This is a genomic window from Lunatibacter salilacus, assembly GCF_009797935.1.
Classification (GTDB): Bacteria; Bacteroidota; Bacteroidia; order Cytophagales; family Cyclobacteriaceae; genus Lunatibacter; species Lunatibacter salilacus.
Genome location: NZ_VOLC01000017.1, coordinates 128,668 through 146,346 on the forward strand (window position 1 = coordinate 128,668; position 17,679 = coordinate 146,346).

General features: G+C 42.8%; 12 protein-coding genes. 2 read left to right on the plus strand and 10 right to left on the minus strand.

Going from position 1 to position 17,679, the window contains the following annotated elements; translation table 11 throughout:
- Window positions 1-2 precede the first annotated feature (2 nt).
- The 8 genes from FQ608_RS20600 to FQ608_RS20635 all read right to left on the minus strand — a co-directional run bounded on the left by FQ608_RS20600 (window position 3) and on the right by FQ608_RS20635 (window position 11,043).
- A complete protein-coding gene (locus FQ608_RS20600) occupies window positions 3-2,003 on the minus strand; it encodes an ATP-binding protein (RefSeq protein ID WP_158860382.1) in 2,001 nt (666 codons plus the stop codon).
- Window positions 2,000-3,526, minus strand: a complete 1,527-nt coding sequence (locus tag FQ608_RS20605) for a DUF4255 domain-containing protein (protein WP_158860383.1) — start codon at window positions 3,524-3,526, stop codon at window positions 2,000-2,002. The genes FQ608_RS20600 and FQ608_RS20605 overlap by 4 nt, the downstream gene beginning before the upstream one ends.
- Window positions 3,523-4,452, minus strand: coding sequence for a hypothetical protein (locus FQ608_RS20610; RefSeq protein ID WP_158860384.1), 930 nt, complete (start codon window positions 4,450-4,452; stop codon window positions 3,523-3,525). Before FQ608_RS20610 ends, FQ608_RS20605 begins: the two co-directional genes overlap by 4 nt.
- On the minus strand, window positions 4,449-5,177 hold the full coding sequence (locus FQ608_RS20615) for a T4 family baseplate hub assembly chaperone (protein WP_158860385.1): 729 nt from the start codon (window positions 5,175-5,177) through the stop codon (window positions 4,449-4,451). Before FQ608_RS20615 ends, FQ608_RS20610 begins: the two co-directional genes overlap by 4 nt.
- A 45-nt stretch (window positions 5,178-5,222) precedes the next feature.
- A complete protein-coding gene (locus FQ608_RS20620; protein ID WP_158860386.1) occupies window positions 5,223-5,750 on the minus strand; it encodes a phage tail protein in 528 nt (175 codons plus the stop codon).
- A gap of 12 nt (window positions 5,751-5,762) precedes the next feature.
- On the minus strand, window positions 5,763-7,748 hold the full coding sequence (locus tag FQ608_RS20625) for a phage tail sheath family protein (protein ID WP_158860387.1): 1,986 nt from the start codon (window positions 7,746-7,748) through the stop codon (window positions 5,763-5,765).
- A 480-nt stretch (window positions 7,749-8,228) separates the two neighbouring features.
- The gene (locus FQ608_RS20630) at window positions 8,229-9,110 is read right to left on the minus strand and encodes a helix-turn-helix domain-containing protein (protein WP_158860388.1); all 882 of its coding nucleotides are present in this window, start codon (window positions 9,108-9,110) and stop codon (window positions 8,229-8,231) included.
- Window positions 9,111-9,774: 664 nt separating this feature from the next.
- Window positions 9,775-11,043 carry a hypothetical protein gene (locus FQ608_RS20635; RefSeq protein WP_158860389.1) on the minus strand — a complete coding sequence of 423 codons (1,269 nt, stop codon included), beginning with the start codon at window positions 11,041-11,043 and terminating at the stop codon, window positions 9,775-9,777.
- 172 nt (window positions 11,044-11,215) lie between these two features.
- Between FQ608_RS20635 and FQ608_RS20640 the strand changes: the two genes are divergently transcribed.
- Both FQ608_RS20640 and FQ608_RS20645 read left to right on the plus strand, forming a co-directional pair.
- Window positions 11,216-11,776 carry an RNA polymerase sigma factor gene (locus tag FQ608_RS20640; RefSeq protein ID WP_158860390.1) on the plus strand — a complete coding sequence of 187 codons (561 nt, stop codon included), beginning with the start codon at window positions 11,216-11,218 and terminating at the stop codon, window positions 11,774-11,776.
- Window positions 11,763-12,482: a tetratricopeptide repeat protein gene (locus FQ608_RS20645; protein ID WP_158860391.1), complete on the plus strand. Its 720-nt coding sequence runs from the start codon at window positions 11,763-11,765 to the stop codon at window positions 12,480-12,482. Before FQ608_RS20640 ends, FQ608_RS20645 begins: the two co-directional genes overlap by 14 nt.
- 189 nt (window positions 12,483-12,671) lie before the next feature.
- On the opposite strand, the gene FQ608_RS20650 is transcribed toward FQ608_RS20645, so the two are convergent.
- Both FQ608_RS20650 and FQ608_RS20655 read right to left on the minus strand, forming a co-directional pair.
- Window positions 12,672-15,776, minus strand: coding sequence for a CHAT domain-containing protein (locus FQ608_RS20650; RefSeq protein ID WP_158860392.1), 3,105 nt, complete (start codon window positions 15,774-15,776; stop codon window positions 12,672-12,674).
- Window positions 15,777-16,158: 382 nt separating this feature from the next.
- The gene (locus FQ608_RS20655) at window positions 16,159-17,673 is read right to left on the minus strand and encodes an alpha-amylase (protein WP_234364303.1); all 1,515 of its coding nucleotides are present in this window, start codon (window positions 17,671-17,673) and stop codon (window positions 16,159-16,161) included.
- Between the last annotated feature and the right edge of the window lie 6 nt (window positions 17,674-17,679).

Genomic DNA, 17,679 nt, shown 5'->3' on the forward strand with positions numbered 1-17,679 from the left:
TGTCAAAGTAGCGACTCCGCGGCGCTCAATTGTTTTTCTAATTTTTGGTACTCTCCCCTTGCAGCAATCTGTATGTCCTGCATGGTCACCGCTCCTCCTATTCCCGCAGCAGAAAACGCTGCATTTAAGGCGATATTGCGGATATTTCCGCCAGCAACATTGAGGTTGGCGAGTTTTTGGAAGTTAAGTGAATTCGTGGGGGTTTGCTTAGGGAAAATCCGTTTCCATATCTCAGCCCTCATTTGTGCATCGGGGAAGGGAAAATGTACCACGAAGCGTATCCTCCTTAAAAAAGCCTTATCAAGCGACCCTTTCATATTGGTCGTGAGGATGGCGAGGCCCCGGTACTCCTCCATTTTTTGTAAAAGGTAGCTCACCTCTATATTAGAGTAGCGATCATGGCTGTCCTTGACTTCGCTGCGCTTGCCGAACAGGGCGTCTGCCTCGTCAAAGAGGAGGATAGCGCCACTACCCTCAGCGGCTTCGAAGACCTTTTTCAGGTTCTTCTCGGTTTCTCCGATGTACTTATTTACAATTTGGCTAAGGTCAATTCGGTAGAGGTCGAGCTTAAGTTCATTGGCGAGCACTTCGGATGCCATGGTCTTTCCCGTGCCGCTTTCCCCAGAAAACATGGCGGTTATACCCAATCCCCGGGTGCTCTTTCCTGCAAAACCCCATTCGTCATAGACTTTTTGACGGTGCTTCACATGACCAGCGATTTCCTTTAGTGTGGCCTTGTGCGTTTCCGGCAGCACCAGATCATCCCAAGTGGCTAGCGGATCTATTCGTTGGGCAAGGTTATCAAGATCTGGGCGGGTATGCTTGCAACAGACTTTCCAGAGTTTTCGCTTAATTTCGTCAGCTTCAATTGTTCCGTGCATTTCGGCGTTGAGGCTGGCTACTGTGGCGGTTGCCAGTTTTTTGATCGACTGCGTGTTCAGGTTAAACTGGCCTATTACTTCACTCAAACTACCATCCAGTGTTGCCGAAAAATTTCCAAGATGGTCTCGCCAGAGGTTTTCCTGTTCATTTCGGAGCGGCTTTTCAAGGTTAAAGGTCAGCAGGGATCTATCAAAATTGGGCATGCCGTTTTCACTGCCAAGGACAACAATGCCTAGCGCATTTTCAATCAAATATTGCAGCGGCCGGCTGCTTGATTGATCAGCGCCATCCATATCAATAAACAAGGCAAGCCTGTTCAACAGGGAAGACCTATTCCACAAACGGGTGAACTCGGTCAGGTCCTTTAATCCTGTGGGCAGGTTTCCAAGTTGTAATTTATAGGTAGAAAACCCGAGGGGCGCAAAAGCTTCTGCAACAACCATTGCTCTGTCTCCAGTATTGTCTCCCTGCACCTGCACGAGCGGGTACTCCCCCAAATTTTCAAACCCCGCCACTTGACTGGCAAGTGCTAAAGCCACCGCCCCATGCGATGAAGGTAAATTGCCTTCTGGCAAAACCAATTTCAAATGGACAGCCAATTCGTGGTCCAAATGATTGATACCTATTAAATAATGTAAGACATATTCATTGATGGTACAGGGGGAAAGAGTAAGTAAGCCAATTCTTGTTATGTTTATCAAATTCCAATACCTCAAAGGGGCTTCGGGAAATATGGCAGACCAGTGGGCATCCTTGAAAGCAGCCATTGCAAGGCTGAGAGTGGGAAGATGAGAGCCATCCTTCCTAAAGTTGGCAATGATGTCGACAAGCTCGGTATCCAGTTCGGTTCCAGCGCACATTACTAAAATTTTCCTTTCAAAGGAACTGAGTTGAAAACTATCCGCCAAGTCTTCCAGGGCGGCGGGAGTTGGCAGGACTTCACCCACACTGTCGATGGTTTCCTTTTTGTTAGAGGCGACTGGTTGTTCCAACTCTTCGAATCCAGACTCCCGATTTATCTTTTCTATATATGCTAAAAGTTCTGACTTAACCTCGCTGACAGCGCCCATCAGGTAGCCTTTGTTCAATTCCATCCACTTTTCCTGGGTCAGATAGTTCATGAAATGATAAGGGTTGGGCCGATAAACTTGCCATCGTCGTTGGTAGTCAAGGGGCTGGCTGCCCCGTCAACTTGCAGCCTTACTAAGTATTGTCCAACCTTTATGCCAGATTTAATTCCAAAAGTTACACTATGCAATGGATCAGTAATGGTGGCTAGCACCTCTGGTGGCAACGGAAAGCTGTAAGAAATCGGCTCAATTTCGGCCGCAAGGTTGGTTTCGTTTAGGATCAGCATGACCCTTTGCCCTTTGCGCAGCCCGGGCACAACGTTGACCTCAATATTAAACCAACCGGGCTCAAGTGGATCAGTCTCGACATTGGTATTGATCAATGTGGGGCTTAATACAAAGGCCAGTAAATTTGAGTAGTTTCCTTTAAACATCCTGCGTTTGGCAATTTCTTCCCACTTAGCATTTACCAAATCGATGGCGAAATCACCATTGGAAATATGTGGATCAATACAACAGTATGCAAGGGAAGATTCTTCAACTCCACTGTTAATGACTACTACATCCTCTACAGCATAACTGATTGCACTCGCCCACTCATCTATCTCCTCCCAGTTCGCGGGGATCCGTTTACCCTCAACCACTACATTAGGCTGGACGACCTGCACACCATGAACCCCAGCTTTCAACTCTAGACTGGCATCCAATTCTACACTAATCCGGGTTCCGGTAATATTGGCTACATCGGGTAGAATTTCGACATCCCCTATTTTGACTACCACACCATTGCTCTTTAACTGCTCGCCTTGCAGGATCAGGATATCACCGGTGATTATGCGCCTAAGTTCAGTGATTTTCGCATTGGGTGCATTCTCGGAAGACAGGATTTTATGGATATTGGGCTGGCGGAAGGGAAATACATAAACATTGCGCTGTAGTACCGGCAAGGGCGAAGAGGTTGGCTTATCGCTTTCAATTAACACTACTGTCGCTAAATAGCCGGTGCATGGCCTGTACCTGGATTGGATTGCCGTCCAGAGTTTGGACATTTCTTCGGTAGTCAAGGGCTCCGGTGTGATTTTGATTTGCTCAATTTGTTCGGAAAGCCCAGAACTGGCCAATGCAAGTAAGTTCTCAGGAAGCCTGCCATCGGGGTTAGAGGCATTGGCACTACTTAAGGAGTTCCTTATAAGGTTTCTGTCGAGAACTGGGTTTTCATGCAGGAGCTGCATACCATATCCCAATAATATTTCGGCATGAAGCTCTTCTTCTCCAAAAGCGATAAGCAGATAATGTAGGTTTAATGCAAGCGGAGGGTTATTGACAAGGCCACCCCTGGCATTCCTGGAAGGATACCCGAAACTGTTCAATCCTGTGTTGTAGCTTACGCGGTACATAAATAGGTTAAGCTGGTTAGTAGGACTCCCTTGTTGTGGTTCCACCTGGCCGGGAGGAAGGGAGGTGACGTTGATGGCCGAACCTACCGCTGCCGATACATTTTGGTACACAAGCCCATCGTTCAACAAATCTTTGAGCACATGGGTTACAGCAGCTATTCCAAATGCGTTACTCACTGTGATCTATTGTCCCGTTTTTTGAGAAATTCATCTAGAGATGGTCGTTTATCAGTTGTCTGCGTCTTCACTAGTTTGGCAGGTACTTCTTTTATTGCCCTTATCTCTATCCTACCTATTTGAACCTTAATTGTAGGCTGTGCATTGAAAGGTTGATCACTATTAAGATTGTTCCGCACTGTCAAATTTTGCGACGTTTCGCCATATAGGTTTAGGTTGGTACTACTGGAATGAATTGGCAATGTTCCTTCTGATCCTTGATACCTCGGTATGGCGTTCCTCTCAAAAGACGCTTCGGTTCTTAAAATAGGTCTAACCACTTGCTCTGCTTGATTTGATTCGGTCGGATCAATGTTTTTTTGATTTTGCAATTCAGAAGAAGATCCAACACCATTTCCATCCCTGGGTACTTCAAGGCGACCCCGCTCCAAAACACGTTGATGCATCGATTTCAATGGGCCGGTTGGGAAAAATACTTTTTGATTTTGCCCAAATTGTCCATCACCTCTCGATGCGTCTGCCACCATATTTGTTTTCTTTTCTTGTTCGGCCTGGTATTGGCTGCTTTTAGAATTATTTTCATTAGGAGTTTGCTCAACTCGCCAATCGCCACTAATTGTGTCAGTTTCCTTTTTTGGCTGGTCTTTGTTTTTGCTACTTGAAAATACTGGTGTGACTCTTTTGTCATTTCTCCTTTCGACAACTTTTTCCATAGTATCCGAAGATTCTGCTAGCATGGAACTTTTGTCCAACCTGAAATTAGAATCATTGTTAGCTAGTGTCGCTTCATTTCCGAGCTTAGGTACTGATAAATTGAATCTTCCAGGGGTTGGGCGACGCGGCTCAAATATCCCAGGTGTTGTGGGAACAAGACTATTTATAGATCCAGTATGCCGACCGATGATATTGGACAAAAAATTGCTCATGCGTAAAGCAAGTTTATGTAAAGATTTCGACGAAAAGTTCCCATTTCAAGGATATCGTTTTCTGACCAGCCAAAATTCTTTGCCAGCAAGTAAACATCCTGTACCAAGTTGTTTGCCCAATCGTCTATCTCAGCCCACAGATAGCTTATTATATCGAATGTTGCGTTCCAGTTTTGCCCACATTCAGGACAGGAAATGGCCACCATCATGTCTGCTTGCGGGTCAGAGGCTTCCATTTTCTCTATTATGGCATTTCTAAGTGCATCCGGTATTTCATGAGAATAAGTGGGTGGCAATGAATCTGCTTCAATGCACCTCCTCAATAGCACTTCATCATTTGAAGTACCATTACCAAGAGCCATGATTTCCATGATGTCGCTACTATTGGGCAGCCTGAATTGGATGAGATTCCCGTCGTATTCTAAGCTCTGACCCTTTTGAATATCAACGTTTTGTGGGGACACCGTCCTTATAGCATCGATGGTCATTTCCCATTCCAATTTCTGCTTGCATTCAGGGCAATGGGCTGTATTGTTTAAGATATCCCCGAACAAATTTTTTCTTATTTCCAATAAATGGAGGTCCCTTTCACCTATTGGCATCGCTGCGACTTGGCTGAAATCATAGGTTGGATGCCACAGGGAAACCAGCAACAGGCTTCGCTCGATTAATGGCTTGGTCTGTCCGATTTCCCAAAAATCCAATAAATCATGCTCAGAAATCATAGTATAAAAACACTATTCCTACCTTTTGGAAATTAGTCACATCCATCAATTGTCAGGTTCGGTAAAGGTAGGCTCAGCAGGTTCTACAACATCGTAGTCCCGTTCCCAGCCTTCATTTTGCAGGGTGATGGATTGGATGGCGACGGCATTGGCGCTGGCATCGAGTTCGGGCAATGCCTGAAACTCGGTTACCCAGGTCCTGAACACTTTGTAGGCAATGGCCAATTGACCCGCCTCGTTATACACCTCAATGATGATGTCCTTTCTGAAATCCCTCAGGGATACCTCAGAACCTAGCCCGGAGCCGAGGTTCCAAACTTTATTGGCCCATTTTTCAAATTCTGTGTCGTGGGTAACACCTCTTTCCAGTGTGATGGGTTCGTATTTGGTTTGCCCTGGAGATTTCCTAGCCGTACTTGGGTCTCCCCCTACCCGGTGTTCAACTACCTCTGTGCTCCGTTTTAGCATTCCTACCTTGCTGACGCCAGCTACATATTTCCCATCCCATTTGATGCGGAATTTGAAATTCTTATATGGATCGAATCGTTGCGGATTGACTGTGAAAGTTGGCATATGTGTTAAAATTTAGGATTGAATTTGACCAGCTAATTGTTGAATTTTGAGGAACACGAACTCGGCCGGCTTTAAAGGAGCAAAGCCTATCAAAACGTTCACAATGCCAAGGTTGATGTCGTTCTGAGTAGTGGTCTCTCTATCACATTTCACAAGATAAGCTTCCCGTGGGGAAGTGCCCTGGAAAGCACCCTGTTTGAAGAGAATGTTCATAAACGCACCCACATTAAGTCGAATTTGTGCCCAAAGCGGTTCATCGTTTGGTTCGAAAACCACCCAATGCATCCCTCTGAACAAACTCTCCTCCAAGAAAAGCGCTAAGCGCCTTACAGGTATATATTTCCATTCTGATGCATTGGCATCTGCACCTGCAAGTGTCCGACCTCCCCAACTGATATTTCCATATATTGGAAGATTTCTCAGGCAATTTATGCCAAGCGGATTAAGTACCCCATTTTCACGGTCGCTTAGTACATCTTCTAATTGAGTTACGTTGCGAAGGTTTGCCTCCGTTCCCGCAGGAGCTTTCCATACCCCTCGGTCGCTGTCCGTCCTTGCATAAAGCCCTGCAATGGTGCCGCTCGCCCCAAAGGATCGTAGCCTGTAATTGTTTAGGGGATCTGGGGATAGAACCCTTGGATAATAGATAGCTGCATATGAGCTTCGAAGGGTATCCCCGGCAGCCATCCAAGTCGTTATTTTAGGCAGTTCGTCAACTCCCGTTGGTGTGTCCATGATGAAGAAGGCCCGTTTTTGACGGCAGTATTCAATTGCTGTAGCCATAACGGTATCAGCTTCAGTCGTAGTCATGGCATCGGTGCCTGTTGTAATCGCCGTTCTCGGGATGCACATGATATTGAAGAGGTCAACGTCCTCCAGCGCATATATGCCTGTTTTGCTATTCAGGCTGCCGATAATGGCCGATGCGTCAGGAGGTGTGCCGTTATCCCCATTGGTGCTGCTTAACATAGCCCCAATCGGAGTACCATTGCCAAATTCGTATTCCTGAATATTTCTAATAGAGTTGGCATTATCAAGTAATAGTTCTGATGCAAGGGTATCCGTCCCGTGATTAGAAAAACTCACTATAGCAAGGGGTACCCCTGTGCCTGTTTTTGCAATTATGCGGCCATTTGAGGCAATAACGGACGCTTTTGCAAATAACTCCTTAGAAGGGTTGGCAGTTCTTATTGCATTTTCCAAAGCCAATGCAAGAGATGTCAACAAATAAGTGTTAGGCTGTGATGGCAAATGTGTAGGTAAATCTAAAATTGCAGTTTTTGTTTCTCCATCGATTTCAACTATTAAAGAATTATTTCCAGCAGTAAGAGTTACCTCGGCAGTTTCGTTTGTTTCGGAGCCTGTGCGGTGGTCGCCGGAACGTGTGCCGTTTTCGGCTGGCAACGATTCTCCAATAGTAGCGGTGTTTCGTACAATCTTTGAACCGGAATTTGCGTCATTTAGAACCTTCACAACAAAATTAGACAACGAGGATTTCATTGACAGATTCAAAAACTTTTCTTGCCTTACAAGTTCAAGAGATGCGTTGTATTCCGTAATAGTTAGGTGAAAGGAATCAGGTGGGTTAGCGATTCTGCTTGGTTGTCGATCGTTGTGCTGTATAGATAATCGAATATTATCTCCCCAATCACCTTCGTTAATCGCTTTTACTTCAATTACCATTGGCCCACCAACGGTGTCACTTATTTTAACATCTGCTGCCATAGGTGCCCCTCCTGCCACCCTAACCACATAAGCTTGCGATCCGCCGTTCCCAAAGAACTGCTGTATGGCATAACTGGCTTCGCTTTGAGTGTCGAGACCTCCGAATTCCCTTTCGAATTCTCCAAAACTGAAAATCCGCACGGCCTTGTTCATCGGCCCCCGCCGGAAATAGTCAATGAAAACTGCTATGGAGGTGGAAACACCAGTAATTGTGCGTACCCCGCTTGGTATTTCTTCAATATATACACCCGGATATGATGTTTGAACTGCCATAATTTTAGTTTTTTATAATGATTAAATAAAGAGAAACAGGTGTATTGAATTTTCCACCGGAATTTATGGAAGGAGTCTGTTTGAATTTAAAAGCGGCTTTGCCACCACAAGTCCCATTTCATTTGGGCTTGAAAATAATTTTTTAACCTAGGGGATTATTTAAAGCAGATGTGTTGCTGATTTAAATAAGCCTTTGAAGGAAGGGAGTAAAATATGCGGGACTGCAGGATAGGTAAAATAAAAAAACAATAAAGTATGAAAATTCACTGTTTTAAAACCTATCCAAATTAGACTGCCGAAACGCAATAACTTGTTTTTTGGTAGTGTAACCCTCTTAAAAATTCCGTATTAATGAAAGAAATTGTTAAAGCCAGATTATGCTTTCCTAAAACATGTTATTTGTTATGATCAACAGGTTTTTAACTGCCAATAATCAAACATAAGGAGAAAAAAATACTGAATCTTGGAAAAATGCGACAGCTAATAAAAATATAATTGATTTTCATAGTAAAATGTATTGCCCACCCTATTGTTTTTGGTCCTTATTTTTTTAGGAATTCCGTTTCCATGAGTCAGGTTGCGTTCCGCCCAAAATTGGGAGGGACACATGCCACATATTTTCCTAAAATGATTGACAAAATGCGCCTGATCGTAATATCCCGCCTCATGGGCAATTTCCACGATCTTTCTATTGGTCTGTACCATCATGCGAAAAGCATTATTGAATTGTATTATTTTGGAATAGGTTTTTGGAGTAACTCCTAATACAGTATGAAACCTACGTTCCAGACTTCTGGTACCCATCTGAAGCATTTCCGCAAGGTTTTTAATGCAAATATTACCCCCATAAAAATCTATTATTGAAATGGCCTGATTAAGGTCATCAAACGTAATGTGCGATTTGGTCTGAATTTTTTTCCATAAGAGATTTTCAAATTTTTTTAGCTGATTCGCCAAAGTCACTTCACCAGAAACAGGATTATTAGTTTCAACAAGGTCCAAAGAAAGCTTATCATTTATACATACCATTTCATTGACAATTGAATTCGTGGAAATGCCAAATACCTGTTGAAATACAATCGGGTTCAGTTCAAAACCAATTATATCAAGCTCGTCATAATTTGTTGAAAACTTGAAAATTTCAAATTGCTGACCTAACACATAAATTCCTCCCGGATTGTTGATTTTATAGTTATGGGCCTTGCGGTGGTCCCAGGTACCCTTACCCCAGATGAAAAAAAGGAATATATTTCCTTTAGGGATAGCATTTAATAGTGAGATAAATTTCAATCCCAATTTGAAATGATAGGCCTTTAATAAATAAGGCTGTAGGGAAATTTGTAGCGGCAGGTTCGTTTCCATAAAATTTTATGAATACGCAGTTGAAAAGAATTGGCTGTAAAAAGACTGTCTAAAGAATAAGCTTTTTGAATTTCTTTCTGCCATTTCACCGTAAGGCAAAGCAAACCAAAAACTCAACACCGGAATCAGCACAAGTATCTTTAGTATGCCCAATTCTCTTCTTTACTCTACTTCCCTGCCGGGTTCATACCTGTAAGATATTTTTATTTATAAATTAAGTCGAATAAAGTGTCACGAAGGTCACTTTGTGGTAGTTGTAATTAAATTGTGCCAGATAATCTCGAACTAATTTATAATATTTCTTTGATAAATAAAAATAAAAAATCCACTTTTATTTTGATTATGATCAAGTCAGAAAGAGAATATATTACCTTCATAAAAAGAGGTAATGAAATATTTTATGTTCCTGAAAACATTCAAATTTCCTGCGAATTACGAAGAAAAGCATCACACTAACTCGACTCCAACCCTATAAAAAAAAGTTCTCCATCCATTTCCAAAGAAATTAGGTGATTGTTCTGGTCAACAAACATTCCAAATTGTCTAGCTTTCGGTCTGCTTTATTGTTTTTTCGGCTTTCTTAAGGAAAAAAAGGCCTTACAGACCTACCAAGCTTTCGGATTTATCCATTATAGGTAGCTTGGCAGGTCTGGGCCTTTAAAGTTTATTCCCTTCCGTTACCCCAGCCGAGTTCATTTCCACCTAAATTAGTGTAGGTATTGTTGTCGCGGGTGAGATTGGGAAGTTCAGGTTGGGCGTCACTGCCTCCGGTATAGGCATAAAATGCATCGTTTGGCAGGTTGGTAAACGTGGTGTTTGAGACCGTGATCCGTGGGTTTGCATGCATATAAATAGCACCGGAATTAGAAAGATTTCCAACAGGGAAATCGCCCTTGGCATTTTCTATAATGGCATGGGTGATCCGGTTATCCTCTTGGGTAAAGGAATAATAAATACCTCCCCAATTTGTTCCATTGGCTGCAATTAGATGAACAGGATTATCCGCTGTGCCCAAGATTTTCAGACTTACATTATAAGGGGGAAGATGAGCCGCAGCCTGCAAGTAGCCACCCGATTGAAATTGGATCTCTACCCCCTCCTCAACAGTCAAGTGTCCATCTTCCTTGATATGGACCCGGCCATCTACAAGATAAGGGACATCCAGTTTAGTCCAGCTAACTGTCATGTTTTCAATTTCGTGATTATTGCTGACAATATTGACAACGTCTTCGGTATTGCCGGCAAATGTAGACGCCTGATCCAATAAGTGGACCTTATTGGCAGCGACTTTGATGGGCATTTCCTCATTGCCGGTGATGGTCAAATTAGAGACTGAAACGTTCGCATTTGTGGTAAGATCCAAGCCATAACCTCCTCCATTGGTTATTTCCACATGGTTGAGGGTTAAGGATTGTCTAGTAGTGCTGGAAACGTTTCTAAGGGCTACACTTCCTCCTAGAGCAGGAGAAGAAGATTTTAACAATTCCGAACCAGCATACTCTATAATGGCATGTTCTATTATGTTTGATTGGTTATGGGCTTCTGTAAAATACAGACCTTTCCAGTGGCCTTTCAGCTGAGATGTGCCTGTTAAAATTACAGGCTCTTCTGCTGTGCCTTTTATTTCAAAAAGCTTACTGTCCAGATCTACAAGCATGCCCGCATGATTTTCAAAGGCAATGACCACTCCAGGCTGTATTTGTAGACTCCCTTCTACCCGCGTCCAACATTCGATAACATAATCCACCGGACGCTGCGGGTCATTGATCAGAACCCGGTCTTCCGAGAAATAATCACAGGAAAGTACTATGGGAGGTAGAATCTCTTCTATTGGCTCTACATCTTCACTTTCGCTACAGGAAAACAATGCTAAAAACAGTCCTGCTGAAACAACATAATGGAGTTTCTTTGCAAATAAATGGTATTTTTTCATAACAGTAAATAATTTTAGTTTTTCCCTAGGGCAAGTATCTAGACTGCCTTGGGGAAGTTTTCACATGAACCTTTGTATCCTTCATGTGAAAAGTTTGAAAAAGTAAACACGTGGATAAAAAAAAATGTAGTTTTGTCGGCCTAGTGTTTACTTTTAACTGATTTTTCTATAAATGAATAAGGAGGAACGTTTTGTACAAGACATCCGTAGAGGGGATAAAAAAAAACTGGAAGAGATCTATTCTGAAAACAAGGCCCACTTCATATCTTTTGCCCGAAAGTATCAACTGGAGGAAGAATCCATAAAGGATATTTACCAGGAGACCATCATCGTGTTGTATGAAAACATCCTTGAGGGAAAGTTGACTACCTTAAAGAGCAGCATCAAAACTTACCTCTTTGCCATTGGAAAATATAAACTCATCGAACACCTTCGCACGATCGGGAAATATGAGCTGGTGCCTTTTGAAGATGTTAGCCTTTTAGATGAAATTTCCCTAGTGACAGAGAATGTAGCCGATGGATTGGATGAACAGACCCTTCAACTTAAAATGGGCTATAGCCAATTAGGTGAAAAGTGCCGGGAAGTGCTTCGCATGTTTTATTACGATGGTAAAAAACTTGCTGAAATTCAGCATCTCCTGGGGTATGAAACAAAAGACACCGTTAAAAGTCAAAAATCCAGGTGTATAAAGCAGTTAAAAACGTTAGTTGGGGTATATGAAAAGCAATAAAGAACTATTGATAGAAGGATATTTCGAAAATAGCCTTTCCCCCTTAGAACAAAATGAATTTGAAAGATTGTTAAAGGAGGATGCGGAATTTGCGGAGGCGGTTGCGTTTCATAAAAAACTGAAAGCAGCCATAAGGCTAGAGGAAAGAGAAAAACTGAAAGCCCAGTTGGACTCCGTCGATAAGCCACCGAAGCCGATATATAGATGGTGGTACGCCGCAGCCGCTGTTGTATTGATTGTGACAATGGGATGGTGGATAAGCAGTCAAAATCATGACCAACCGGAGGATCTCTATTTCGCCTACTTCGAACCTTATCCAAATAGGGTTAAGCCTACAGTCAGGAGTAATAACGATCAAAACGGGCATGCCTCCCAAGCCTTTCATCTCTACGATCAGGAGCAGTTTGACAAAGCCGCCACTGCATTCGAAGAAGTGTACAAGAAAACCGACCAAGACTACGCCTTATTTTATCAAGCAATTTCCTATATGGCCTCAGGCAATCCCGAAAAGGCTATCCCATTATTGGAGCAGCATGAGTGGGAGCCGGAAAACCCCTATTATGAGGCGTCACACTGGTATATGGCACTGGCTTATTTAAATGATCAGCAGATTCCGCAAACCAAAAGCCATTTGAAAAAAGTGATTGATTCAAACGGGTTGTTGTCCGGGAGGGCAAGGAAGTTATTGGAGGAAATGGGAGACTGAGGGACTTAGGGACTGAGAGACCTAGTGACTGATAGACTGAGACTGAGGGAGACGGAAAACTGAGGGACAGGGGAACCCCTTCAACCCATAAACCTATCGACCCATAGACCTATCGACCTATTAACAAACTTCTGGAATGAGGGGATTGTGAGACGGCAGACGGGAGATGGGGTAATATATGGAGTTTTTTTAGAATATTGGGGGTCGTCTTTTGAGATATAGGAAGATAGCAATGCCCAAAATCAGTAAGCCAAAGCCCAAATAAATGCCGTATTCCCTTACCAGAAACGCTGTTCTATCCGGAGGTAGCTCATCTATATTTCCGTTGAGAACAAATCCCGCCCAATAAAATGGATGACGTTTCATCGGGAAATCAGCCAAAAACTTCTGTTTAGCCATAGTCAAGGCTTCTTCCTTATTGCTTCCTTGTTCCAAGTAGGTATAAAAATTCCTCATCAGCACTCCCGTCTCCTCATCGGGCACCTGCCACAGGCTGTAAACCGAAGCCTTGACACCAGCATAGGTCAGTGCCCGGGACAAACTCATCAAGCCCTCCCCTGCCTGCAATTTCCCAATCCCTGTATTACATGCGCTCAACACAACCAATTCGGCAGGAAATTGCATATTATATAGTTCAGAATAGGACATGATCTCTCCATCCTGAAAATAAATTCCCGAGCTTTCATAGTCAGTTTGATCCACTACCGCATGCGTCGCAAAATGGTATACCTGATAGGCTCCAACTGCCTGAAGAAATTGACTCTTATTGGCTTTTTCTTTTTGGAATAATTCACCTCCCAACAGGTTTACAATATACTGCCCTTCAGATAATGCACCTTCCAAATGAGTTAAACGTCCCCTAGTTACATGATTTTCTTCGAAATTAGTTAGGTACGACTGCGGATATTCAGGAACAAATACTGCGACTGAATGTCTATTGTGCCAATTGGTATCAATATTTTGTTGTAAGACCCATAGCTTAAATGAATTGGAATAGCTGATGGCATAGTCTTCCACAAGCAGACGGGAATTCTCTGGATTTTCCAAACTTTCAAATGCCAAGTAATTTAGTTTAGCGTTAGGGATAATAACGAGTTTGCTGATAACTTCCGGCTCCAGATGCAATGGATGGATCAAAAGACTGAAAAGTTCCTTGGACATTCCTGCAGCGTTGGGTTGAATTCGCTGGATCTGCTCATGGTAGGATTCCAGGAGGTCAAATACAGGCTTCTTTTCACCGAGATCCACCACCCGGATTTCCGAGGAAGTGACCACAAATGCAAAAAGTTTTTTGTCCGTAGCCATATACCTTACTATCGCTCTACTGCCTGAAAGCTGGCTCTGAAGGTTGTCAATATCTAATCCTCCAGAGAAAAAACCGAAATAGTTCGCGTCATGCGACGTAATGCTGGCTTCGTTCGCGGCAAGGTCTGACTCAAGTTTCCGCCTCTCATCATTTAAGGAGATCGAATCTTTGGGTATTTGGGCCAAACTTGTCCTTAGCAGGTTATGATTAAGCAATAAGCTATCTGGCACTGGCAAGAATTGTTGGAATTTGGATTCAAATTCCCTCCAAAGCAATTGCGAGGTATTATTTTCCACTCGGGCCAACAGACTGTCTACATGTGTTTTTTCCAGTTGGATGTGAAGAGCGATCAATCCTTCATGAATGTTGCCTGCGGTCATACTCAAACTGGGATTATAAGCTCCTTTTTGATAGTAGTCCTGAAAAATAATGGCCGCTACATCATACAGGTGGTATCCAATTAATCCCAAATTCCGATCGCCGGTGAGTGCGTATTGGTTTCGGTAGATATTGGCGGCCTCTTTCACAGCATTGATATAAAATACGCTGTTGCGTTCCCTAAAATCATGCTCGTCTACCACCATTACATTTTCCACTTCCTCGCCAAGCAATAAGGAAAAGGCATGTTTCACTATGCTTTCGGCTTGTCCAAAATCCCCCATTTGTTGTAAGACATCCGCTTTTTTCAGGGACAAATTGAGCAGATTTACTTCCCGAATATCATGCTTCCTTCCGATTTCCAGCGCTTTGTCGAGATATATCAGTGCCCTATCCAGATTATTGGAAGAAAATAGCCAATATTTACAATAGTCCGCATAGGTCAACATCTCATAATAGTAATTGTCCGTATTGATGCTTTCCTGTAGCGCAAGATCCAATAATTGAGTTTTTTGCTGCTTGATAGTTTCATGCTCGTAATCATCTAAAATTGCGGCTGAATTGAGTATGCTGCTGATCAGGTAATTGGAATATTTTATCTGATGCCGACGGGGCAGCTGTTGAAAGTAACATCTCAAGCTGTCCAAATGCGCAAGAGCAGATGCCTTATCGTCGGTAAGGTCGAAATAGAGAATGTTGATCCGGTGCTTGTTTACATAATGCATCAGTTCAGGCTTTTCATCCACCTTGAAATCGGTTTTGCCAAAAGACGCTTCAGCTACCCATTTGTCAAAATGGGAGTTCACCCCCTTGATTAATTCCCCAGCTCCTTCCTTGTCCCCATAGGTGCGGTAAAGGCGCATTAGGTTTCCATAGATGGTAATCAAGTTACTTTTATCCACCTTAGGATCAGATTCCCAAAGGGATTTAGCTTGCAGGTAACAATGCTTACGCTGGGTAAAAAAACCAGTTTCCGCATACATGGTGCCCAGATTATTATATGCCAAAGCCAAGCTGGAAACCTTTAATTCCTCCTCCGGCAACGATTCATAGAGAGCGATAGATTCTTTGTAAACGTTTATAGCTTGATGGAATTCTCTGTTTTTATCATATAAATATGCGATATCGTAAACGAAATCGGCCTTATCCCTCGCCTTAAGGTGCGTTTCAAGAAGCTGGTATCCTTCCAAAGCTTTTTTTAAAGAATTTTCCCAATCTCCGGTATTGGCAATATTGTGGTAAGTATTGGTAAAAACATCCTTCAAATAGTCCGCATTTCCGGCTGCCAGAAGCTGATTGCTGAATTTCAAAGCGTTTTCAAATTCCGAATGGGCTTGGCTATAATTTTGTTGCCCGGAAAAATGTAACCCGAGATTGTGGTGATATTTGCTTTGATACACAGCATAATCCTTGTGGTCCTCCCCTAGTTGATCGGTTATTTTTTGAAAAATTCCGGCAGATTCAAGGTATCGCTGATTGGTCTCAAGGCTGTCTGCCAGGGAAATCAAATCAGTTTGAAGTATTTCCTTTTGTGGGATCGGTGCGGCTTGGGTAAAGACGAAAAACAAACAGAGAAAAATAGTTAATGAATTTTTAAGGTTTAAAAACATGCTGTTATTTTATATATTAAAACTTATAACATCGTTATCCTATTATTTACGCCATCAGTGGGATCCCCATGAATGCTATTTTATTCATGGGAATTAAGTTGAATTTTTTCAACTATTTATCCCACCCTGACAAGATCAGCTATGGTGTCTTTGCACGGATTAAGTAGTTAGCATTGAAAACAACCCTATAAAAAGGCAAAGTCCAAAAGAAATAGTAGCAGCGGTTAAATTCCTCCTATGAGGGGCAGGCAAGATCAAACAATACTTATTATTCCAAACCATGCTGCTGTACTCAGGGAAAGGCCTCATTTTGCTTAGCGCTAGTTTCCGAAAACAAATCCCGGGAAGTTATGAAAATTTGTTTAAGTTCAGATAATTAGATCTATCCCTGAAAAACCCACACCGATACCGAACCTCCATTAACACAGAATGGTGCCCAGCCGTCATTATTTACGGTAATGGTACATGTTGTATTGCCTAAAAAATCGTAGAGTGTTTTACCCGCGTATTTTTCACCAATCTTCATCCACTTCGTAGCTTCGGGACCATTGGTAAGCAATACTCCCATTCCACTGCCACTATGGTCTTCATCACCGTCCCTAATCCAACCTATCGCGTTTCTATCGTCAAAATAATCATATTGATTCCCATAGGCAAATTGCGTTCTTGCAAGCATCAGCTTTTCGATATGGGGTACGGGGGCGAGGCTTATATGTAGGCCTTTGTCGTAGTACTCAGCTCCGTATAAGTCGGGGTAGAAAACCGATGGATATCCCTCCTGCCTTAATAAAATAATTGCATAAGCCAGCGGCTTAAACCACCAATCCACCCAATGTTCGAGTGCCTGACAGGGTTGGGTGTCATGGTTGTCAACTAGGGTAACAGCTAGATTGGGATAGTCTTTTACTAAAGAATGATCCAGAATGGTCCGCATATCATACCCTCCCCAAGGTGTACGTGAGGCATTATAAAAATTACCTTGCAGCGGCGCGTCAAATAATGACATGAGTCCTGCCGTCATTTCAATGTAATACTTCAGATCATTGACAGTATAACTCCAGTATTCACCAACAAAAAACAAATCAGGATCCTGCTTTCTTAGAAACCTTATCCAGTCACGAAAAAAACTAAATTGAATATGCTTCACGGCATCGAGCCGAAATCCGTTTACGCCGGTAAATTTCAGGAACCACTTCGCCCAGCGTGCCAGTTCTGTGCGTACCTCCGGGCTATTCATGTCAATATCAGAAAACATCAGGTAATCATAATTGCCATGTTCCCCCGATACCATCTTTTGCCAATCCTTACCCAATCCTTTAAATTTAAAAATGCCTTTGGCCTGTTCCGGATCCAGGTTGGCAGCCCAATCTACCCCGTCAAAATGCCGGTAACACCATTTAAAATCAGAATAGACATCACCACGCCCCTCAAATTTAAATTGGGTCCAAGCTTCAATCCACAATTCGTCTTCAATCACAAAATTCCTATCGTGTTCCGCAACCCGCGAAGAATTCACCCATTCCGTATCATCCGCACCAGCCTTATGATTAAATATAACGTCGGCATAAATAGCTATTCCCTGGGAATGCGCCTTTTTGATAGCGGTCAAATATTGATCCTTGCTGCCGTATTTGGTGCGGATAGCGCCTTTTCGGTCAAATTCACCGAGGTCATATAAATCATACATATCATAGCCTACACTATACTGTTCGTTGACAGTGTTTCCCCCCGGATTATATGAATCAGCTTTAAATGGCGGCGGCAACCACAAAGCGGTAACACCCAGTTTTGATAAATTTTCCGCTTCGTCCCCTACCCTATCCCACAAGTCCGCATCGCTGCTATTATTTCCATAATACCAGTGAAAATACTGCATCATAGTTCGGTTGTTTTCCATGATTTT